This is a genomic window from Embleya sp. L77 (assembly GCF_055557415.1).
Genome location: NZ_CM145709.1, coordinates 1,772,541 through 1,793,218 on the forward strand (window position 1 = coordinate 1,772,541; position 20,678 = coordinate 1,793,218).

Below are 20,678 nucleotides of genomic sequence, written 5' to 3' on the forward strand. Positions count from 1 at the left end.
CACCGGGTCGGGGCCGAGCGGGACGAAACCAAGCAACACGGGTTCGGGGCCGAGCAGGACGACACCGAGCGACACGGTTCGGGGCCGAGCAGGACGACACCGAGCGACACGGGTTCGGGGCCGAGCAGGACGACACCGAGCGACACGGGTTCGGGGCCGAGCGGGACGAAACCGAGCAAGTCGGGTTCGGGTCGAGCGGGACAGGCTCGAGCGGCCGCGATTCCGCGCAACTCCCCGGCCTGAGCCTCGTCGTGACGACGCGTCAGCAGGTCACCGCGCGGCCGGCGGCCGGCGCGCGGTAGCCCGCACGCCGAAACGCGCTCCCCACCGCGGGCGCCCGAACGCCCGCCGTCCGAGTCTTCGCGAGGGGCCGGCAGCATGGCCCGTATGGACGTGCTGACCCACCTCGCCTCGTTCGCCCTGGTCGCCGGGCTGCTGACGATAATGCCCGGCCCGGATACCGCGATCGTGCTGCGGGCGGCGCTCGCGCGCGGGCCTCGGCACGGGTTCGCCACCGCTTTCGGCATAGGCTCCGGGACCCTGGTCTGGGGTGCCGCCGCGGCAGCCGGCGTCTCGGCCGTGCTGACCACGTCCCGGGTCGCCTATACGAGCCTGCGGATCGTCGGCGCCTGCTACCTGCTCTGGCTCGCCTACGGACTCCTGCGTACCGCGTGGGTGAACCGGTACACCGACGTCGAGGCCGCCCCGGTGGCCGGCGCGAAGGCCGCTGCGGGGTTGTGGTCCGCGTGGGGGCGCGGCGTGCTCACGTCGCTGACCAACCCCAAGGTGGGCGTCTTCTACATGGCGATGATCCCGCAGTTCATGCCCTCCGGTGCACCGCACCTCGCCTTCGGGATACTGCTCGCGCTGGTCCACGACATCGAGGGCATGGTGTGGTTCACGGCGATCATCCTCGGCGCGAACAGCCTGCGCACGAAGCTCCGCCGCCCCCGCTTCCGCCGCACCCTCGACGCCACCACCGGCACCGTCATCGGCGCCTTCGGCATCGGCCTCGCCGCAACCGACGGCTGAGGCCCCCACCGGATCGAACCCCGACCGCGCCCCCGACTCACCGATCCAGCAGCGCCAGCACGTGTGCCCGGCCGCGGTCGGCGAAAGCCTTCTCCAGGGTTTTGCGGTCGGCCTCGGTGAACGGTCGGTACGGGCCGTCCTTGCTGTCGCGCCACCACAGTTCGTCGGTGCCGGTGTACCAGGCCTGGCGGACCAGGACTCGGGTCAGGATCTTGTTCGTGCTGGTCTGCGGGAGCGCCGCGGCAATCCGGATGTAGCGCGGGTGCCAGGCCCGGGACAGGTCCGACTGCGCGGCCAACCAGGCGGCGAACGCGGCCGGTTCGAAGCTCGCACCCTCGCGCAGGACGAGGGCCGCCATCGCCTGGTCGCCCGCCGCCTCGTCGGCCACGCCGTACACCGCGGCCACCGCGACGTCCGGGTGTCGGGACAGGATCCGGGTGACCGGCGCCGCGCCGAAGTTCTCCCCGGCGACGCGCAGCCATTCGCCGCTGCGGCCGGCGAAGAAGACCAGGCCGTCCTCGGTGCGGTAGGCCAGGTCGCCGCTCCAGTACCAGCCCTCGCGCATGCGCTGCGCGGTCGCCGCCGCGTTGTTGTAGTAGCCCTCGAAGGCTCCCGCACCGCCGATGTTGACCAGCTCGCCGACCGCCTCCTCAAGGTTGGTCATCCGGCCCTCGGCGTCGAAGGCCGCCGGCGGGCACTCCTCGCGGGTGTCCTGGTTCAGGATCCGGATATCGCCGTTGGGCCGGCCCAGCGCGCCCGGCGGCATGTCCGGGACCGGCACGAAGGACAGGCCGCCCTCGGTCGAGCCGAATCCGTCCCGCACCGTGCAGCCGAACCGCCGGGCGAAGCGCTCGACGTCCTGCGGCCCGCCCTCGTTGCCGAACACCCGGGTGAGCGGGTTGTCCGCGTCGTCGGGACGCTCGGGTGTGGCCAGGATGTACGACAGCGGCTTGCCCACGTAGTTCGCGTAGGTGACCCCGAACCGCCGCACGTCGGGCAGGAAGCCGGACGCGGAGAACCGCGGGCGCAGCACCAGTTCGGCCCCGGCGGTGACCGCCGGCGCCCAGCACGTGATGATCGCGTTGGAGTGGAAGAGCGGCATCGCGCAGTAGGCGACGTCCGCGCCGGTCAGCCGTTCCATCGCCACCACGCTGGCCCCCTGCGAGGCGACCTTGCCCTGCGAGCAGATCACCGCCTTGGGGTGTCCGGTGGTCCCGGAGGTGAGGATCAGCATGAAGGTGTCGTCGGCGCTCGGCCGCTCGGCCGGCAGTTCGGTTCCCGCGTACGGCTCCAGTGCCGCCGCCCAGGACGCGTCGTCCACGCACAACAGCCGGTCCGCCGGGAAGTCCGGCGCCGCGGTGCGCAGCTGCTCCAGGTGCGCCGCGTCGGTGATCACGAGCGAGCAGTCCGTGTGATCGATGTCGCGGGCCAGTTCGGTGCCGACCCGGGTCGGATTGAGCCCGACGATCACCGCACCGGACAGCGCCGCGGCGCCCAGGAGCAGCGGAAACTCCGGGACGTTCTCCAGCATCACCCCGACGTGCCACGGCCTGCCCTCGACCCGCAGGGCACGCAGCAGGGCCGCCCGCCGCGCCGACTCGGCGACCACCTCGGCCCAGGACCAGGCCCGGTCCTCGTGGCGGAGCCCGGGTGCGGGATCCGCGGCCCGCTCTCGCAGCAGTACGTCCAGGGTGGTGCTCCAACGTCCCGACACGGCACGACTCCTGACGGACAGACATACCTACATGGCACGATCAAGCTTTCGCTTCGCAACCTAACCCGCGTGCGCGCGGATCGGAAGACGGCCAAGATCACAAGGGGACCGTGAGTGGCCTCGCTTGCCCACACGTGACGCGTCGGACAGATTGAAGCCGTACGCATCGGGGGAGGCAGGCATGGACATGAGTATGGATTCGGGCATACCAGGCAGAATTCGCAGCGCGCTTTTTCTTGACTTTGACAACATTTACAGCGGGCTGCGCGAGACGGATCGGGCTTCGGCGGAAATTTTCGCCCGGAAGCCGTCCCAGTGGTTGGAGTGGTTGGAGAACGAGGCGATCGAGCGTGGCCTGCGCCGATCCCTGCTCGTACGCAACTGTTACCTCAACCCGGTCATGCACGACCGTTACCGGGCCTTCTTCACGCGGTCGGCCTTTCGCGTGATCGACTGCCCGCCGCTGACGGGCCGGGGCAAGAACAGTGCGGACATCCACATGGTGATGGACGTACTGGACACGCTCCAGCACTCGACCCGGTTCGACGAGGTCATCATCATGAGCGCGGACGCGGATTTCACGCCCGTGCTGCTGCGACTGCGCAGCCACGACCGGCGCACCATGGTGATCGCCAGCGGTCCGGCCGCCCAGGCGTACGTCGCCGCCGGCGACGTGGTGATCAGCGACCAGGAGTTCATCGAACGGGCGCTGCGCGACGAGATCGACGTCGCGCCCGCCGACGAGGGCGTGCGCGAGCAGGTGATGGCGCACGTACGCGCGCAACTCGACGGATCCGACGAGCCGATCGTGCTCGCGACGCTGGCCCACTCGGTGCTCCAGCAGGTCGGCCGGGAGCAGGTCACCCGCACCCGCTGGGGCGGCGCGACCACCTTCTCGTCCCTGCTCGAACTGATGCTGGAGCAGGGCGCCGACGAGAAGCTGCTGATCAGCCGGGTCCCACCGGGCTACATCTACGACCGCACCCGACATCAGCCGCCCTCGGCCCGACCCAACGGCCAGGGTCGGATGGACCACGTGCGCGAACCGGTCCGCGACCTGATCGACCGGGTGGCCACGGTCACCGGGGCGCCTCGGCTCTCCCCCGAGGAGTACCAGGTGCTCTTCGAGGAACTGCACGCCGAGGTCAGCGAGAACGGCTTCCAGGGCAACCAGACCTCGGGCGCGGTCCGCGACCGGTGCGCCGAACGTATGCAGACGATCGCCCGCAAGGCCATCGCGTTCGTGACCACCGGGCTGGTCTACTCCGGCTACTGGTCCTCCACCGCCCACCCGGTCGCCTCCGCCGACGACCTCGCCGACGCCTTCCTCCGCAACGTCGAGACGCTGTGCGCAAACGCCCGCCTGTACCTCAACGACACCGAACGCACCCTCCTCACCGAATGGCTACACAGCACGCCCGCCCCGAACCGGACCCCCTCCGACCTCACCGTCGTCCCGGGCCCCAACGGCGCATGACGAGACCGTGACGGGTGCGACCCACGCGCCGTACCCGTCACGAGGACGGCGCCGCCGCCCGCGGCTCGGTGAAGCACGGCGAGCTCACCTCCATCACGATCGCATCGGACGCCGGCCGCTCGTACCGGTCCGCGCGTACAGCCGCAGTGCGTAGCGGCCCTTCGGATCGCTCGCGATCAGGACCGCGAACTCCCCCGGCTCGCCCGCCCCGTCGAACGAGATCTCGAACCGCGCCCGCGCATGCCACCGCGCGCCCTCTCGTACGCGTCCGGATGCGAGGCGCCTGCCGCCGGCACCTCGAAAACACCCCCGGCCCACCGCATGAGCCCGCGTACTCATCGTGCGCCGGGCGGCCCTGGGTGGGGCCGCCCGGCGCACGTCGAACCGGGCCTAGAACTGGCCGCGGCGGTACACACCGATCACGGCGGCGCCGCCGAGGCCGATGTTGTGGGTCAGGCCGACCTTGGCGTCGGCGACCTGGCGGGCCTCGGCCAGACCACGCAGTTGCCAGCTGATCTCCGCGGCCTGGGCCAGGCCGGTGGCGCCGAGCGGGTGGCCCTTGGAGATCAGGCCGCCGGAGGGGTTGACCACCCAGCGACCGCCGTAGGTGGTGGCGCCCTCGGCGACCAGCTTGCCGCCCTCGCCCTCGCCGCACATGCCCAGTGCCTCGTAGGTGAGGATCTCGTTGATCGAGAAGCAGTCGTGCAGCTCGATCACGTCGACGTCCTCGATGCCCAGGCCGGACTGCTCGAAGACCTGCCGACCGGCCGCGGCCGACATCGGCTTGCCGACCACGTCGATGCACGTCTTCGAGGCGAAGCTCTCCTCGGTGTCGGTGGTCATCGACTGCGCCACGATCTCGATCGCCTGGTCCTGGAGGCCGTGTTCGCGCACGAAGCGCTCGCTGACCACGAGCGCCGCGGCGGCGCCGTCCGAGGTGGGCGAACACTGGAGCCGGGTGAGCGGCGCGTGGATCTCCTTGGCGGCGAGCACCTCTTCGAGCGAGTACTCGACCTGGAACTGGGCGTACGGGTTGTTCACCGAGTGCCGGTGGTTCTTCACGCCCACGTGCGCGATCTGCTCGGCGGTGGTGCCGTAGCGGGCCATGTGCTCGCGGGCCGCGTTGCCGAAGATCTGCGCGGTCGGCGGCGCGGTCATCGAGAACCCGTGCGCGTCGCCCATGATCTTGTAGTGCGCGGCGACCGGCGACGTGGAGAAGTCGCCCTCGCCGCCCCCGCCCAGCGAACCGCGCTTCATCTTCTCGAAGCCGATCGCGAGCACGCAGTCGTTCAGCCCGCCCGCGACGAACTGGCGGGCCATCATCAGCGCGGACGAGCCGGTCGCGCAGTTGTTGTTGACGTTGTAGACCGGGATCCCGGTCAGGCCCAGCTCGTACACCGCGCGCTGGCCGGCGGTGGACGCCTGGAAGCAGTAGCCGACCGGCGCCTGCTCGACCAGGTCGTAGCCGACGCCGGCGTCCGCCAGGGCCTTGTCGCCGGCCTCCTTGACCATGTCCCAGTACTGCCAGTCGCGGCTCTCCGGCTTCTCGAACTTGGTCATGCCCACGCCGACGATGAACGCCTTTTGTGCCATGTCGCGAACTCCCACTGAACAGATGAGGAAAGGAACCGAACGAACCGAGGAACCGAACGAACGAAGAAACCGAACGAAATGAACCGAGCGAACGAATCGCACCGAACGAATCGAACCGAGCGAATCGAACCGAGTGAACGAAGGAGACGAACCGAGCGAAGGAACGGACTACTTCTCGGTGGGCTGCGGGTCCCGCGGCAGCCCGAGGATGCGTTCGCCGACCACGTTGAGCTGGACCTGCGTGGTGCCGCCGGCGATGGTCAGGCAGCGGCTCATCAGAAACCCGAACGCGGCCTTTTGCCCGGCCCCCTCGTCCACCGCGCCCAGCGGGCCGAGCAGTTCGAGGGACAGTTCGGACTCGCGCTGCTGATGCGGAGTGCCGACCAGCTTGCGCACCGAGGCACCGGCGCCGGGCTCCAGACCGGACAACCGGGCCAGCGTGGTGCGCAGTTCGATCAGGGCGAGCGAGGACGCCTCGGCCACCAGCGCGCCCAGCCGCTCGCGGAAGCCGCCGTCCACGAACTCGCCCGCCGGGCCGTTCACCGCCGCGACCAGGTTCGCGATGCCGGCACCGAACGAGCTGCCCGCGCCCATGTGCACGCGCTCGTTGCCGAGCGTGTTGCGGGCCACCTGCCAGCCCTCGTCGACCTTGCCGACCACCATCTCGTCCGGCACGAAGAGATCTTCGAGGAAGATCTCGTTGAACATCGCCAGGCCGCTGATCTCCTTGAGCGGCCGGATGTCCAGGCCCGGCGCGGCCATGTCCACGATGAAGTAGGTCAGCCCCTCGTGCTTGGGCTTGTCCGGCGAGGTGCGCGCGAGCAGGATGCCCCACTGCGACTCGCGGGCGCGCGAGGTCCACACCTTCTGGCCGTTGATCAGCCAGCCGCCCTCGGTCTTGGTCGCGCGGGTGCTGATCGCCGCCAGGTCCGAGCCCGCGCCCGGCTCGGAGAACAGCTGGCACCACTGGATCTCGCCGCGCAGCGTCGGCGGCGCGAACCGCTCCTGCTGGGCCGCGGTGCCGTACGCGATCAGCGACGGGATCACCCAGTTGCCCATGGTGATGTCCGGCAGCCGCACGCCGAGCGACTTCATCTCCTGCTGGATCACCAGCTGCTCGACCGGCCCGGCGCCGATGCCGTACGGCTTGGGCAGGTACGGCGCGGCATAGCCCAGCGGGGCCAGCCGGGCACGCTGCTCGGCGCCGGACTCGCCGGCCACCTCGGTCAGGATCGCCCGCGCGGTGTCGCGCAGGTTCTCCGCCTCCGGGGGCAGGTCCAGGACCAGCTCGCGGCGCGCCCCGGCGCTCGCCAGCTCGGTCACCCGCAACCGCCAGAACGCGGCGGGCCCGGCGTACTGCCGCAGGGTCAGCCCCCGGCGCAGGTAGATGTGCGCGTCGTGCTCCCAGGTGAAGCCGATCCCGCCGAGGATTTGCACGCAGTCCTTGGTGGTGGTGAAGGCCGCCTCGATCGCGTAGGTCGCCGCGATCGCCGCGGTCAGCGACCGGGTCGGCGCGTCCGAGCCCGCGTCGATCGCGCGCGCCGCGTCCCAGGTGACCGCGCGCGACTGCTCGACCCGCACCAGCATGTCCGCACACAGGTGCTTGATCGCCTGGAACTGACCGATCGGCCGGCCGAACTGCTCGCGCACCTTGGCGTATTCGGTCGCCGTGGTGAGTGCCCACGCGGCCACGCCGCATGCCTCGGCGGACAGCAGTACGGCCGCGAGGTCGCGGGCCAGGTCCTCGTCCACGCCGCCGAGCACGCGCCCGGCCGGGACCACGGTGTCCACCGTGACCTCGGCGCTGCGCCGGGTCGGGTCCACGCTCTTGAGCGCCCGGACGCTCACCTGCGCGGCGTCCACGACCACGTACGCGGGCGTGCCGTCGGCCCGGCGCGCGGCCAGCACCAGCACGTCGGCGAGCGCGCCGCCCAGGATCGGCGTGGCCACCCCGGTCACCCGCAGGCCGCCCGCCTCCTCGGCCGCCACCACGGTGCCCGGGTTCGGCGCGACGGCGCCGATCAGGGTGCCGTCCACCAGGCCCGGCAGCAGTTCCTTGGCCGCGTCGCCGCCGTCGGCCTGGATCAGCGCCGAGGCCAGCACGGTGGGCAGGAACGGGCCGGGCAGCATGCCCTGACCGGCCTGCTCCAGCGCCACGGCGGCTTCCACCAGGCCGTAGCCCGCACCGCCGAACTCCTCCGCGACGTGCATGCCGAGCAGGCCCTGTTCGGCCAGGCCGGCCCAGTGGCCGGGCCGTTCCTCGGCCTCCGCCTCCAGCACCCGGCGCACCTCTCCGATGGGTGCAACACGTTGCACCCACCCGCGTACCGATTCCGCCAGGGAGCGGTGCTCCTCCGTGATGCCGATGGCCATATCGCGCCTTCCGTGACTTCCGTGACTCGGTCCAGTACTTGCGATAGTAGAACCCGTTTCAATTAATCGGGAGACCGAAGTCGGTTCCAGGGCCCCGATGTGGCCCCCGACACGGTGCCGCCGGCCCGGCTGCGGCAGCATGGCGGCCCGCGGTCGCACCGACCCGGTGCGCCCGGCCCGTCCGGCGGATGCTGGTGGCCCCACGAGGAGCGCATGCTGGTGGCCCCACCAGCATCCGCCGGACGGGCCGAGCGCGGCCTCGATCAAGGAGAACCCCAGGATGAGCACCATCGACCCCGCCGTGCGGGCCGCGTTCGAGGCCGCCACCGGATTCATGCCCGCCAACGAGGGCGACGCGCTGTACGCGGCGGCGACCGAGGCCGCCAAGGTCGGCCCGCTGGTCGAACTCGGCACCTACTGCGGGCGCTCGACGATCCTGCTCGCCGCGGCCGCCCGCGACGCCGGCACCGTGGTGGTCACCCTCGACCACCACCGGGGCTCCGAGGAGCAGCAGCCCGGCTGGGAGTACCACGATCCGAGCCTGGTCGACGCCGAGGTCGGCGTGATGGACACGTTGCCGCGCTTTCGGCGCACGCTGTACCGCAGCGGCCTGGAGCCGTACGTGGTGGCCCTGATCGGGCACAGCCGGGTGATCGCGCCGCTGTGGAACACCCCGGTGGGCCTGGTGTTCATCGACGGCGGGCACACCGACGAGCACGCACAGGGCGACTACGAGGGCTGGGCGCCGCACGTGGCGGTCGGCGGACTGCTGTTGATCCACGACGTGTTCCCGGATTCGGCCGACGGCGGCCAGGCGCCGTACCGGGTCTACCTGCGCGCGCTGGCGTCGGGCGCCTTCGAGGAACTGCCCGGCGACGGGTCGCTGCGGGTGCTGCGACGGATCGCGCCGGGCATCTGAGCGGTACGGCGGCCGAGCGGCGCCCGGGTCGAGCGGACCAGCGGCCCGGCGGTCGCGCCGCCGTGCCCATCATGCGGTGGCACATCCGGTCAAGAGTGATTCGAGCCTGATTCGATTCCCGAAAGCAATCGGATCCGGTCCCGCGCGGGTCCCATTTGCTGGGACAATGCCGATCCGGGGAAGGACGCGGGGGGATCTTGATGTCCGATCAACACGAGCACGACGACCGGCCCGGTGAACCCACGGCGGACGGTGAACGGTTCGAGACCGTCTGGGACCGGGCGGCCAACGGCGGCGTGGGCGGCTGGGTGCGCCGCCGGGTCACCGCGGCGCCGACCGCGGTGAATCCGGACGTGCCGCCGCGCCCGCACCACCAGCCGACCGCCCACCTTCCGGCCGCCGGCCCACCGCCACCGCCCGGGCAGCCCCGGCCGCCCGAGGACCAGGACACGGTGGACAACCCGGCCGCCCGCGGCGTTCCGGCCGCTCCGCCGCCGCCGGCGTGGCCGGTTCCCGCTCCGCCGCCGACGCCCCGCCCGGACGTGCCGCCGAACGAATCGACGCCGCCCGCCGACTGGTTCCAGCACGAGCGCGGCCCCTCGCCGCTGCCCTCGGGCGGCACCTTCGCCGACGCGGCGCACACGCCCGTGCACGGCTACGGCATGCCCCCGGCACGCGACGTGCCCGCCGCGCCGGACTGGTATCGCGGCGCCACCCCGCCGCCGCCCGGACCGCTGTCGCCGGCCCCGCCTGGTCCCTCGTTCGAGCGCACGCTGCTGTTCATCGTGGTCGCGGTGGTGTTCGTGGCCGCGCTGGGCACGCTGTTCGCGCTGCGGCCGTGGGAGGACGACAAGAAGACGCCGGCCGCGCACGGTTCGGAGAGCGCCGGACAGTCCTCGACCGGCACGCCCACGCCCTCCGGGACCGGCCCGGGCGAGCAGTCGGGCCTGCACCCGGCCACGCCCCCGTCGCAGGGTTCGGCGGTGACCACCCCGCCGCCGACCACCGCCGCGCCGGACGCCCGCGCGCAGGCCGCCGCGCTGGATTCGCTGCTCTCGCGCAGCGGTTCGTCCCGGCAGTCGGTGATCGACGCGGTGAACAACGTCGGCTCCTGCTCTTCGCTGGCCGCGTCCCGTTCCGCGCTGCTCGACGCCGCCGCGCAACGCGATCAACTGGTCACCCAGCTGGACGCGATGCGCTTCGACGGCGTCCCCGAACTGCAATCCGCCGCACCGACGTTGCGCACCGCGTGGACCGCGTCGGCCCGCGCCGACCGGGCCTTCGCCGCGTGGGCGCAGTCGGCCGCCGACTCGGGCTGTCCGGGCACCCGGTCGCTGTACGACGACGGCGCCACGATCAGCGCCGAGGCGTCCAGCGCGAAGAAGTCGTTCGTCGACACCTGGAACACCGTCGCGTCGCGCTACGGCCTCACGTCCAGGAGTGAACTTGACCTCTGACCGCCGCGACGACCGCGGCCGTCCCGACGACTCCGGCAACGCGTACTCCCGCTCCGGAGCCGGCTTCTTCGGCCACTCCGCCTCGCACGAGGAGCGGTTGGCGGCCGCGCGCGAGCGATTGCGCCGGCGCCGCCGGGTCACCCTGACCGTGCTCGCCCTCACGCTCGCCGCCACCGGGATCACCACGATCGCGGTGGCCTGGCCGGACGGACACGACACCGGCCGCACGGCCGCGGCGCATCCGCCGGCGAGTCCGACGACCACCGCCGCGCCGGAGGCCACACCCGACCCCGCGGCGGCCGGCGGCGCGCCGGCCCCGGCATCGAGCACCCCACCGGATGGACAACAGCCGTCCACCGCACCGCCCATCGCCGCACCCGTCACCTCGCCCGGCCCGCCCGCGCCGCGCGCCGGGACCACCGGGCTTCCGCTGTCCGGGCGGGTGGTGATGATCGATCCGGGCCATAATCCGGGCAACGGCGGCCACTCCCGCGAGATCAACAAGCAGGTGTACGCGGGCGGGCTGACCAAGGAGTGCGACACCACCGGGACCGAGACCGACAAGGGCTACACCGAGGCCGAGTTCACCCTCGACGTGGCGCACCGGGCCAAACGCCTCCTGGAGGCTCAGGGCGCGACGGTGCTCTACACGTGGGAGACCGAGGCGTGGGGTCCGTGCGTGAACGAGCGGGCGGCCCGCGGCAACACGGCCCGGGCGGACGCCATCGTGTCCATCCACGCGGACGGCGGACCGGCGAGCGGGCGCGGCTTCCACGTCATCCTGCCCGCCTCGGTCAAGGACGCGAACGTCGACACCACCCCGATCCTGGCCCCCTCGCGCGCCCTGGGCAGCACCTTGGCCGCCGCCTTCCGAGCGGCCACCGGCGCGAGCCCCGCGACCTACCTCGGCACCCAGGACGGCCTGGTCACCCGCACCGACCTCGGCGGGTTGAACCTGTCCACCCGACCCAAGGTGTTCATCGAATGCGGCAACATGCGCAACGCCACGGACGCCGCGCAGTTCACCGACCCGAACTGGCGCGAACGCGCCGCGTCGGGCATCGCGACGGGGATCACGGCCTATCTCCTGAAGGGGACGTGAGCCGCGGGTCGGCTGTCCCCTAGGGTCTTTCCGACCGTCCTCGTCGCGCACGCGTCGGTGACGGTCCCCGGTTCGCGGCGTCCACGCGCGCCATGCACCACCGGACGGTTCCCGGTCGGGCCACCGACTGCCGTGAGCCGCACGATCGGGCCCGGCGCGAGCCGTCCACGCACCGCACGTCGTCCGGCGCGCCCCGCGCCGTCGTCGACGTCACGTCCCCTCCGTACCTGTTAAGGAGAAACGTTGAACCGGAAAGGGATCACGAGGGGCGATGCGATCGTCATTCTCGCGATCGTCCTGATCTTCATCTTCTCGTTCTTCAAATACTACGAAGTCAGCGAATCGCTGAGCAGCAGCAGCGACGACGACAGCCTGTTCGACAGCGGCGGGCGCAGTCGGAGCCAGGGCTGGAACGCCTGGACGGTCAACTTCTATCCGCTGATGCCGGCCGTGGTGCTGGTGCCGCTGCTCGCCGCGCTGCTCCTGGTGATCGGCCGCTTCGTGGCCCAACCGGACAAGCCGGTGCTCGGTCTGGCCCCGCGCCAGTGGGCGATCGCGTTCGGCGTCACCGGCGCGATCAGCGGCTTCTTCGCCCCGTTCGGGGCGGGCGGCGTGATCGGCGACATCGTCAAGGGTTCGGACTCGATCGACGCCGGACCCACCGTCTTCGCCTGGCTGATGATGGTGGCCGGGCTCGTCGCGGCGCTCTTCCTGATCATCGGGGATCGCATCCCCAGCCTGGCCACACCGCTGTTCAGCCCGGTCCCGCAGCAGCCGTGGGGCTACCCGCCGCCGGGCGGCACCGGTGGCTACCCGGCCCCGGTCGACCCGAACACCGGCTACCCGCTGCCGAACGCCACCGGCGCCTACCCGCCGCCCGCCTACCCGGTTCCGGGCACAGGCACAGGCACGGGCACCGGCGCCGGCGCGCCGATGGCCGGGGTGCCGGCCCACATGCCGCCCCCGGACGTCACCGGCGCGGGCGCCGGTACCGGCACCGGCGGCGCATCGGTCGCCGGCGCGCAGCCGGCCGCGCCGGGTCGGGACGCGCAGGAGTTCGCGCAGTTCTGGTTCGCCGTCCCGGAGGCCCGGCCGCTGGCACCCGCCGAGGGCCTGTCCAAGGAGCCGGTGGCCACGCTGCAGACCGGCCAGTGGTACCTCGCGGTCGCCCCGCATCCGGGCGGCGTCCTGGTCGAGGCGGACGGCGTTCGAGGGGTCCTGAGCGACGTCTCCGGGATCCAGCGCGGAGAATGACGGTACGTCAGGCTCGGGTGCCGGTGCGGGCGACCGCACCGGCACCGGGCCGGGCCCAGCAGACGCACGGCAATTCCGAGCAGTACGAAAGCCCCGTCAGGGAGGAGCACGATGCCACGCAAAGGCGTCACCCGAGGTGATCTGATCGTCGCGGCGGCGGCGATCGGAGTTCTGGTCTTCTCGTTTCTCCCCTGGTACACGGTGACCGCCAAGGGCAAACAGATCACCGAGGGAAGCAAGGACTATTCGGCGTGGATCGGCGACTTCTCGCCGCTGGCGCCCGCCGTCGTCCTGCTGTCCTCGATCTCGCTGGTGCTGCTGCTGGTCGGCCGGTTCACCTTCCGGCCCGGCTCGCCGCAGCCGACCGAGATCCAGTTCTGCGGACTCGCCTTTCGGCAGTGGGGCGTCGCGCTGGGCATCGCGGCGGCGTGGAGCGCGGTGTGGGCCCTGTTCGGCGCGGACGGCGGCTACGAGAAGTTGGCGCGCTTCGCCGAGGACTACGCCCGCACCAACGGCGACACGCAGGCGACCGTGGAGGCCGGACACGGCTGGGGCGCATGGGGGTTGGCGGGCTTCGCCGTGCTCCAGGCGCTGCTGCTGTTGACGGTCGACCGGATCGGCGGGCTGAACGCCCCGCTGGTGCGCCCGCGCGAGAACAATTGGCAGGGCTACCCCGGCGGTGGCTTCCCCGGCGCTCCCGGCGGGTACCCGCCCGGCCCTCCCGGCACCGGCGGTTTCCCGATCCCGCCGCCCGTCGCACCGCCGGTCTACGGGCCGTCGGGCAACACTCCCCCGCCGCAGACGCCGCCGATGCAACCGCCCGCGGTCCAGCCGCCGGTGCTGCTGTTCAAGCAGGACGACGCCCCGGAGCCGGCCGCACCGGTCGAGGAGCCGGCCCCCGCGGCGCCGGAGTCCGGCGATCCGGGCACGTTCGAGCAGTACTGGCTGGCCGTGCCCGAACCGAGGCCGCTGCACCCGCTGGACCACTCCGGTGACGCGGTGGCCACCCTGCACCCCGGTGTGTGGTATCTCGCAGTGGGCGTTCGAGACGGCGGCATCGTGATCGATATCGACGGCCTACAGGGCGTGTTGGCTGATCTGACGGGTATTCAGCGGGGCGAATAGACATCTTCGAAAAAATGCCCCCATACGGCGCGTCGCGTGGGGTCGGGGTACAGATCGTTCCCCCGTCTGGCACAGTGTCCCCGGACCAATGCACCGGGGACGCGCGGGGGCGACGTCGGTGGCACGACTTGGGTCGCCCCCGTACGCTGTCGGCGCCCATCCCCCTCGGGAGGAGTATTAGTGGACGTCAGAAAGCTTTCGCGTGGCGACGCGGTCATCGGGGTCGCCGCCGTGCTCATCTTCATCTTCTCGTTCTTCAACTACGTCAAGTCGACGCGTTCGGACGAGGGTGTCAACGCGTGGTCGTCGCATCTCGCGCCGACCGTCTTCGCCGTGGTTCTCACGCCGATCATCGCCGCCGTCCTGTTCATCCTCGGTGGCCTCCTCCCTCAGCTCCGGGACAAGCCGATCCTCGGTCTGACCGCGCGTCAGTGGGCGTTGCCGCTCACGATCCTGGCGCCGATCTCCGCGCTGTGGTCGATCGCGCAGGCCGACAGTGACCTCGGCGTCGAGATGGGGATCGGTGGCATCTTCCTCATCCTGCTCGTCATCGTCCTCGTCGCGACCATGATCGCCACCACCGTGATGCCTGCCCTCCAGGTGCCGCTGCTCGGCGCGGCCGGCCCCGCGGCGGGCCCGCAGGGGCAGTTCGGCGGCCCGCAGGGTCAGCAGCAGTTCGGCGGCGCGCCCTACGGCGGCCCGCAGGGTCCGCAGGGCGGCCAGGGTCCGCAGTCGTACGGCGGCGCCCCGCAGCCGGGCGGCTTCGGCGGCCCGGCTCCGCAGGGTCCGCAGGGCGGCTTCGGCGGCCCCGGCCCGCAGGGTCCGCAGGGTCCCGGCGGCATGCAGCAGCCCGCCCCGGGCGGTGCGCCCGGCGGCGCCCGCGCGCCGTTCCAGCCCTTCTGGTTCTCGGTGCCGGACTCGCGCCCGATGCTGGACGAGCACACCAACCAGGAGAAGGGCGTCCTGAACACGGGCGTCTGGTACCTGGCGGTGGCCGAGCACCCCAACGGCCTGCTGGTCGAGGTCGACAACGTGCGCGGCGTGCTTCAGAACACGATCGGTATCCAGCGCTCGTGACACCGGTGCTCCCGAGGAACCGGTAGTACCGAGACACCGCGACTCGGCAACACGACAGGGCGTCGTCCACCCGGACGGCGCCCTTTCGCGTGCCCGGAAGGTGGTTCGGCCCAGCGCCACGGCTTGATCCCGGGGGAGTCGGCCTCCCAAGAAAGTAAAACGTGTTCTAGTCTGCGGAGGCGATTCGCCGTGCTACTCCGTGGAGGTAACGCCATGAGGCTGGGTCTGACGTTCGGGTACTGGGGCCGAGGCCCGTCCGCCGACTTCGTCGAGTTGGCGCAAAAGGCCGAGCAGCTCGGGTTCGACGCGGTGTGGACCGCCGAGTCCTGGGGGTCGGACGCCTTCACGCCGCTGACCTGGATCGCCGCCCACACCTCGCGGATCAAACTGGGCACCGCGGTGACCCAGATGACCGCGCGCACGCCCACCGCGACCGCGATGCACGCGCTGACCCTGGACCACCTCTCCGCAGGCCGGATGATCCTGGGCCTGGGGCTGTCCGGCCCGCAGGTGGTCGAGGGTTGGTACGGGCGGCCGTTCCCGAAGAGCCCGCTGACCTTCACCCGCGAATACGTGGACGTCATCCGCCAGGTGTTGCGCCGCGAGGGACCGGTGGTCGCCGAGGGCCGATACGCCCGGCACCCGTACACGGGCGAGGACGGCAGCGGGCTGGGCAAGCCGCTCAAGTCGATCACCCACCCGCTGCGCGCCGACCTGCCGATCTTCCTCGGCGCGGAGGGGCCCAAGAACGTACACCTGACCACGCGGATCGCGGACGGATGGTTGCCGCTGCACTGGGCCCCGACCCGGCCGGAGGTGTACGCGGACGCGCTGCGCGACAAGCCGGCCGGCTTCCGGATCGCGCCGATGGTGCAGGTGGCCCTCGGCGACGACGTGGAGCAGGCGATGTACCCGATCAAGGCGGCGATGGGCTTCTACATCGGCGGGATGGGCGCGAAGAACAAGAACTTCCACGCGGACCTGATGCGCCGGTTCGGCTACGCCGACGAGGCGGACCGGATCCAGGAGTTGTTCATGGCAGGCAAGCGGGACGAGGCGATCGCCGCCGTGCCGAGCGCCTTCGTCGACGAGATCGCCCTGGTCGGGCCGGCCGCCCGCATCCGTGAGCGGTTCGCCGTCTGGTCCGCCGACCCGCACGTCACCGACATGATCGTCACCACCCGCAACCACGCCGCCCTCGAACTGCTCGCCGAGCTCGCGAGTTGACGTCGACGGGCGACCCGGCCGGCACCGACCGGGTCGGCCGGCCGGGCGCCGGCCCCGCCGGTTCGTCGTGGCGGGTCCGGCGGCGCGGGCGGCACTACGGCAGCGGGGCCATGCACAGTTCCTGGTTGCGGGAGGGCAGCGGGTAGTAGACCGGGGAGCGGCCGGGACAACTGGTGGCGTTCGCGGCGGCCAACGGGTGCACCTCGTCGATCCGCAGGCGGGCCGGGCGATCCTGCGGCAGCGGGCCCTCGCACGGCACCAGCGAGGCCAGGAAGGCCCATTGCCGGCCGTCGCGCGTCTCCGCGGGCACACACTCGCCCGGACGGAAGATCCGTTCCAGACACAGCGCGGCCACGCCGGGGGTCGCCGGCCAGCGACTGCGCCCGTCGGTGTTCATGCAGTCCGTCGTACCGCCGCCGGCCGAGGTGCGCGCCAACACCCGCTGCCGGGCCGCCGGATCCTCACACGGCAGCGTGCGGAGCGCGGCGGGCCGCCACCCGGGCGTGCCGTCACTCGCGAAGTCCACACAGCCGCCCACCTGTGCGCTCGTCACGAAGGCCGCGATCGGGTCGGTGGGCGAGCCGGACGCACGGGTGTCGTCGGCCGCGGCCGTCTTGCCCCGCTCCCGGTCCCCGCGCCCGCGTTCGTAGGCAATACCCCCGAACAGGCCGCCCACCAGGGCGATCACCACGAGCGCGGCGACCAACAGCCAACCGGCCCCGCCGGCCGCGTGCGGCTCGGGCGGGTGGGGCACGTCGTACGTGTCCCGCCGATCGTCGCTGTCGTCGATGCGCGGCACCATCGCCTCGACGATCCGGGCCAGTTGCATCGTCTCGGCGGCGGCCGACGGCTCCGCGGCGGGCGGATCCGCGACGGCTGCCCCGACCGAGTCGGCCCGGCCCGGCCCGGGCTTCCCCGGCTCGCCCGGGTGCGCCTCGGCCCCCGCAGGTCCGGCCGGGTCCGGCTGTCGGGACGCATCCGCCGCAGCCGGCTCGATCGCCGCCGCAGGTCCGGTCGGCTTCACCGGGCCGACCTTGTCACCGAGCGAACCACCGTGCGCGGAGCCGCCCTTCGCCGAGCCGCCGGCCGGATTGCCGAGTCGATCGGCGAGCGGCACCGTGGGCGGGTCACCGACCAGGCGCCCACGCCGGTGGTACGCGTCGATCAGCTCCATCGCCGGCGCCGGCAGCCAGGCGGCGGCGCCGTACGCCCCCCGGCGATCGGCCGAGTCCGCGGCCACCTCGTCGAGCAGCGCACGCGGCGTCGGCCGATCCTCGGGATCCCGGGTCAGACAGGAGCGGATCAGCTCGATCAACTCGTCCGGCACATCGGCAAGTTCCGGCTCACCCGCGGCCACGTTGCGGCGGATCTCCGCCTCGCCCGCACCGGAGTGCGGCGGCCGTCCGGTCGCCGCGAAGCACAGCAGCGCGCCGAGCGCGTAGACATCGGACGCCGGCCCCGGCTCCTCGCCTCGGGCCTGCTCCGGGGCGAGGTATCCGGGCGCGGCGAGCGGGTTGCCCGCGCCCTCGATCCCGAATCCGGTCACCCGCGGGCCGTCCGAGGCCACCACGATCTGCGCGGGGCGCAGATCGCCGTGCACGAGCGATGCCTGATGGATCGTCACCAGCCCCTCGGCGATCCCGCCGGCGAGCCACCGCACCGCATCCGGGGGCAACGGACCGCACGAGATCACCAGGTCCGCGAGCGACGGCGCGGGCACGTACACCGAGGCCACCCACGGATTGCGGGTCGCGCCACCGGCGGAGATCACCTCGACCACGCCCGGCCCGCGCACCTTCTGCGCGCGCTTGATGCCGCGCTGCTCGCCGTACAACATCCGCACGGCCATCGGCCGCCCGGCACCGGTGCGCGCGAGATACACCCAACCGGGGCTGCCGGCGCCCAGCAATCCCACCACCGTATAGGGACCTATTCGATCCCCCGGCTCCAACCCAGCCGCCATGCCCACCCTCGTCACGCGAGTCGCCCAGCCCCCCACGCGAACCCTATTGCCGCCACAACCACCACCGACAACCGAGTACACGACCCCCGATCACCAGCCCAACCGACCCCACCCACACCTACCCGACAATCCCGAACCAACGCCCCCATCCCACCCGAACCAACTCCCCCGCCCCACCGAACCAAGCCCTTCAACCCACCCACGCCAAATCCTTCAACCCGCCCAGGCCAACTCCCCCAGCCCGTCCGGCGTTTGAGGACAAGCAGGAAATCCGACCCAACACACCCAAGGCACCCGAAACCTCAGCCCGTCCGGCGCTTGAGGACAACCCGCCCAGCCCGTCCGGCGACTGAGGACAACCCCTCCAGCCCGTCCGGCGTTTGAGGACAAGCCCGTCCGGCGACTGAGGACCCCAGGCTCAAACCCCGTCCACACACAGCTCCGAACCACACCGCACCTGCGCCGGATCCAGCCCGACCGGCAACCCATCGCCCTCGAACGCCGAGACCGCACCGCCGAACACCGCCGTCGTGGCCGGCTCCCCACCCAGCACGGCGGTGGCCAGGATCATCGCGCCCGCCGTCCACGCGGTCCGCTCCACCGGCCAGATCGCGTCGTCCTCGAACACGTACCCGGTCCAGTACAGACCGTCCTCGTGCCGCAGCCGCTGGATCCACGAGACGATCTCGACCGCCCGGTCGCTCTGCCCCAACGCCCACAACGCGATGGCCAGTTCGCAGCTCTCCGCACCGGTCACCCAGGGCCGGTCGGAGACGCACCGCACGCCCAGGTCCGGCACCACGAAGGTGTCCCAGCCGTCCTTGATCCGCTCGTCCGCCGCCGGCCCGCGCAGCGCGGTGCCCAGGACCGGGTAGTACCAGTCCATCGAGTAGCGGTTCTTGTCCAGGAACCGCTCGGGGTGCGACAACACCGCGTGGCCCAACCGGCCCGCGGCCAACTCCCAGTCCGGCTGCGGCTCGCCGAGGTGCTCGGCGATCGCCAGCGCGCAGCGCAGCGCCTGGTACATGCTCGCCGACCCGGTGAGCAGCGCGTCCGGCACCGCCACCCCACGCTCGTCGCGCTTCCAGCGGATCTCCCCACCGGGCGCCTGCAGGTCCAGGATGAAGCCCATCGCCGCGCGCAGCTGCGGCCACATCCGGACCAGGAACTCCTCGTCCCCGGTGAGCAGATGGTGGTGCCACAGGCCGACCGCGAGGTAGGCCGTGAAGTTGGCCTCCTTGTTGCGGTCGGTCACCGCGCCGTCCACGTAGGCGGCATACCACGAGCCGTCCGGCTCCTGCCGACTCGCCAGCCAGCGATACGCCCGTTCGGCCTCGTCGTGCCGGCCGGCCACGTCGAGCGCCATCGCGGCCTCGGTGTGGTCCCACGGGTCCAAGTGTCCGCCGACGAACCACGGGATCGACCCGTCCGGCCGCTGCACGGCGGCGATCCCGTCGATCGTCTCGGCCACCTGATCGAGCGTCAACACGCCTTCCAGCGCCAGCAGTTCGAGCGCGGGCTCGGAGCCGCGCCGGCGGCCCGCGAGGCTCACGCGCTCGCCCCGGCGAGGTCGGTGTCCGCGCCGTCGGCGCCGGCCGCGGTCTCCTCGGTCGGCCGGGGCTTGGTCGCGTAGACCACCAGGCTCTTCCCGATCAGCGGGTCCAGCGCCTTCTCCGCGAGGCGGGTGGCCAGCGGGCGCTTCATGATGTCCCACACCAGGAGCTTGTGCCAGGCCCGGACCGGGAGCGCCTTGTCGTTGTCCACACCCACCGCACACTTGATCCACCAGTACGGCGAGTGCAGCGCGTGCGTGTGGTGGGTCCCGTACGGCCGGAGCCCGGACTCGCGGATCCGGGCCTCGAACTCGTCACCCTTGTAGATCCGGATGTGTCCGCCCTCGACCTCGTGGTACGCGTCCGAGAGCGCCCAGCAGATCTTCTCCGGCCCGTAGCGCGGCACGGTCATCGCGGCCAGGCCGCCGGGCTTGAGCACCCGGAACAGCTCGTTCAGCACACCCTTGTCGTCCGGGATGTGTTCGAGCACCTCGGAGATGATCACCCGGTCGAAGCTGTCGTCCGGGAACGGCAGCGCGAGCGCGTCCCCGACGAGTGCCTCGGCCCGCGCACCCTCGGGCACCTCACCGGCGGCCAGCATCGAGGCGAACATCGCGTCCACCTCGGCGATGTCCTTGGCGTTCCGGTCGAGCGCGACCACGTCGGCGCCGCGCCGGTATGCCTCGAAGGCGTGCCGGCCGCCACCACAACCCATGTCCAGGACCCGATCCCCCGGGGCCAGGGGAAAGCGGGAGAAATCCACGGTGAGCAAGTCGGCGACTCCGTCTCGTATTGCGCGAACCGGTTGCGGG

Annotated in this window: 15 protein-coding genes; 9 read left to right on the forward strand and 6 right to left on the reverse strand. The window is 72.0% G+C overall.

What is annotated here, in order from left to right:
- Positions 1–378 precede the first annotated feature (378 nt).
- Complete coding sequence (locus tag ACZOOI_RS07155; protein ID WP_465279952.1) at positions 379–1,032, forward strand: LysE family translocator; 654 nt, start codon at positions 379–381, stop codon at positions 1,030–1,032.
- A 37-nt stretch (positions 1,033–1,069) separates the two neighbouring features.
- Here the strand turns inward: ACZOOI_RS07155 and ACZOOI_RS07160 are convergent, their stop codons facing one another.
- Entirely contained in the window at positions 1,070–2,746 is a 1,677-nt protein-coding gene (locus ACZOOI_RS07160; RefSeq protein WP_465279953.1) for an AMP-binding protein, read from the reverse strand.
- 181 nt (positions 2,747–2,927) lie between these two features.
- Between ACZOOI_RS07160 and ACZOOI_RS07165 the strand changes: the two genes are divergently transcribed.
- Positions 2,928–4,223, forward strand: a complete 1,296-nt coding sequence (locus ACZOOI_RS07165) for an NYN domain-containing protein (RefSeq protein ID WP_465279954.1) — start codon at positions 2,928–2,930, stop codon at positions 4,221–4,223.
- A gap of 390 nt (positions 4,224–4,613) precedes the next feature.
- Here ACZOOI_RS07165 and ACZOOI_RS07170 read toward each other — a convergent pair whose 3' ends face one another.
- Both ACZOOI_RS07170 and ACZOOI_RS07175 read right to left on the reverse strand, forming a co-directional pair.
- Positions 4,614–5,816, reverse strand: coding sequence for a lipid-transfer protein (locus ACZOOI_RS07170; RefSeq protein WP_465279955.1), 1,203 nt, complete (start codon positions 5,814–5,816; stop codon positions 4,614–4,616).
- Positions 5,817–5,984: 168 nt separating this feature from the next.
- A complete protein-coding gene (locus ACZOOI_RS07175; RefSeq protein WP_465279956.1) occupies positions 5,985–8,189 on the reverse strand; it encodes an acyl-CoA dehydrogenase in 2,205 nt (734 codons plus the stop codon).
- Between the two features lie 280 nt (positions 8,190–8,469).
- On the opposite strand from ACZOOI_RS07175, the gene ACZOOI_RS07180 reads away from it, so the two are divergent.
- From ACZOOI_RS07180 to ACZOOI_RS07210, 7 genes are all read left to right on the forward strand, one after another.
- Positions 8,470–9,108, forward strand: coding sequence for a class I SAM-dependent methyltransferase (locus ACZOOI_RS07180; RefSeq protein WP_465279957.1), 639 nt, complete (start codon positions 8,470–8,472; stop codon positions 9,106–9,108).
- Positions 9,109–9,308: 200 nt separating this feature from the next.
- Entirely contained in the window at positions 9,309–10,565 is a 1,257-nt protein-coding gene (locus ACZOOI_RS07185) for a hypothetical protein (RefSeq protein WP_465279958.1), read from the forward strand.
- Complete coding sequence (locus ACZOOI_RS07190) at positions 10,555–11,667, forward strand: N-acetylmuramoyl-L-alanine amidase (protein ID WP_465279959.1); 1,113 nt, start codon at positions 10,555–10,557, stop codon at positions 11,665–11,667. The genes ACZOOI_RS07185 and ACZOOI_RS07190 overlap by 11 nt, the downstream gene beginning before the upstream one ends.
- A gap of 243 nt (positions 11,668–11,910) precedes the next feature.
- Positions 11,911–12,921 carry a hypothetical protein gene (locus tag ACZOOI_RS07195; RefSeq protein WP_465279960.1) on the forward strand — a complete coding sequence of 337 codons (1,011 nt, stop codon included), beginning with the start codon at positions 11,911–11,913 and terminating at the stop codon, positions 12,919–12,921.
- A 111-nt stretch (positions 12,922–13,032) separates the two neighbouring features.
- Complete coding sequence (locus ACZOOI_RS07200; RefSeq protein WP_465279961.1) at positions 13,033–14,046, forward strand: hypothetical protein; 1,014 nt, start codon at positions 13,033–13,035, stop codon at positions 14,044–14,046.
- 180 nt (positions 14,047–14,226) lie between these two features.
- A complete protein-coding gene (locus tag ACZOOI_RS07205; protein WP_465279962.1) occupies positions 14,227–15,123 on the forward strand; it encodes a hypothetical protein in 897 nt (298 codons plus the stop codon).
- Between the two features lie 213 nt (positions 15,124–15,336).
- Positions 15,337–16,350, forward strand: a complete 1,014-nt coding sequence (locus ACZOOI_RS07210) for an LLM class F420-dependent oxidoreductase (RefSeq protein WP_465279963.1) — start codon at positions 15,337–15,339, stop codon at positions 16,348–16,350.
- A 94-nt stretch (positions 16,351–16,444) separates the two neighbouring features.
- On the opposite strand, the gene ACZOOI_RS07215 is transcribed toward ACZOOI_RS07210, so the two are convergent.
- The 3 genes from ACZOOI_RS07215 to ACZOOI_RS07225 all read right to left on the reverse strand — a co-directional run bounded on the left by ACZOOI_RS07215 (position 16,445) and on the right by ACZOOI_RS07225 (position 20,638).
- The gene (locus tag ACZOOI_RS07215; protein WP_465279964.1) at positions 16,445–18,313 is read right to left on the reverse strand and encodes a serine/threonine protein kinase; all 1,869 of its coding nucleotides are present in this window, start codon (positions 18,311–18,313) and stop codon (positions 16,445–16,447) included.
- 418 nt (positions 18,314–18,731) lie between these two features.
- Positions 18,732–19,865 carry a glucosidase family protein gene (locus ACZOOI_RS07220; RefSeq protein WP_391581551.1) on the reverse strand — a complete coding sequence of 378 codons (1,134 nt, stop codon included), beginning with the start codon at positions 19,863–19,865 and terminating at the stop codon, positions 18,732–18,734.
- Positions 19,862–20,638 carry a class I SAM-dependent methyltransferase gene (locus tag ACZOOI_RS07225; RefSeq protein ID WP_465279965.1) on the reverse strand — a complete coding sequence of 259 codons (777 nt, stop codon included), beginning with the start codon at positions 20,636–20,638 and terminating at the stop codon, positions 19,862–19,864. The genes ACZOOI_RS07220 and ACZOOI_RS07225 overlap by 4 nt, the downstream gene beginning before the upstream one ends.
- Positions 20,639–20,678 lie beyond the last annotated feature (40 nt).

Coding starts and splice junctions, on each gene's coding strand:
- ACZOOI_RS07215 (WP_465279964.1), bottom strand. CDS start 18,313: ATGGCGGCTGGGTTGGAGCCGGGGGATCGAATAGGTCCCTATACGGTG.
- ACZOOI_RS07175 (WP_465279956.1), bottom strand. CDS start 8,189: ATGGCCATCGGCATCACGGAGGAGCACCGCTCCCTGGCGGAATCGGTA.
- ACZOOI_RS07185 (WP_465279958.1), top strand. CDS start 9,309: ATGTCCGATCAACACGAGCACGACGACCGGCCCGGTGAACCCACGGCG.
- ACZOOI_RS07180 (WP_465279957.1), top strand. CDS start 8,470: ATGAGCACCATCGACCCCGCCGTGCGGGCCGCGTTCGAGGCCGCCACC.
- ACZOOI_RS07210 (WP_465279963.1), top strand. CDS start 15,337: ATGAGGCTGGGTCTGACGTTCGGGTACTGGGGCCGAGGCCCGTCCGCC.
- ACZOOI_RS07170 (WP_465279955.1), bottom strand. CDS start 5,816: ATGGCACAAAAGGCGTTCATCGTCGGCGTGGGCATGACCAAGTTCGAG.
- ACZOOI_RS07165 (WP_465279954.1), top strand. CDS start 2,928: ATGGACATGAGTATGGATTCGGGCATACCAGGCAGAATTCGCAGCGCG.
- ACZOOI_RS07200 (WP_465279961.1), top strand. CDS start 13,033: ATGCCACGCAAAGGCGTCACCCGAGGTGATCTGATCGTCGCGGCGGCG.
- ACZOOI_RS07155 (WP_465279952.1), top strand. CDS start 379: ATGGCCCGTATGGACGTGCTGACCCACCTCGCCTCGTTCGCCCTGGTC.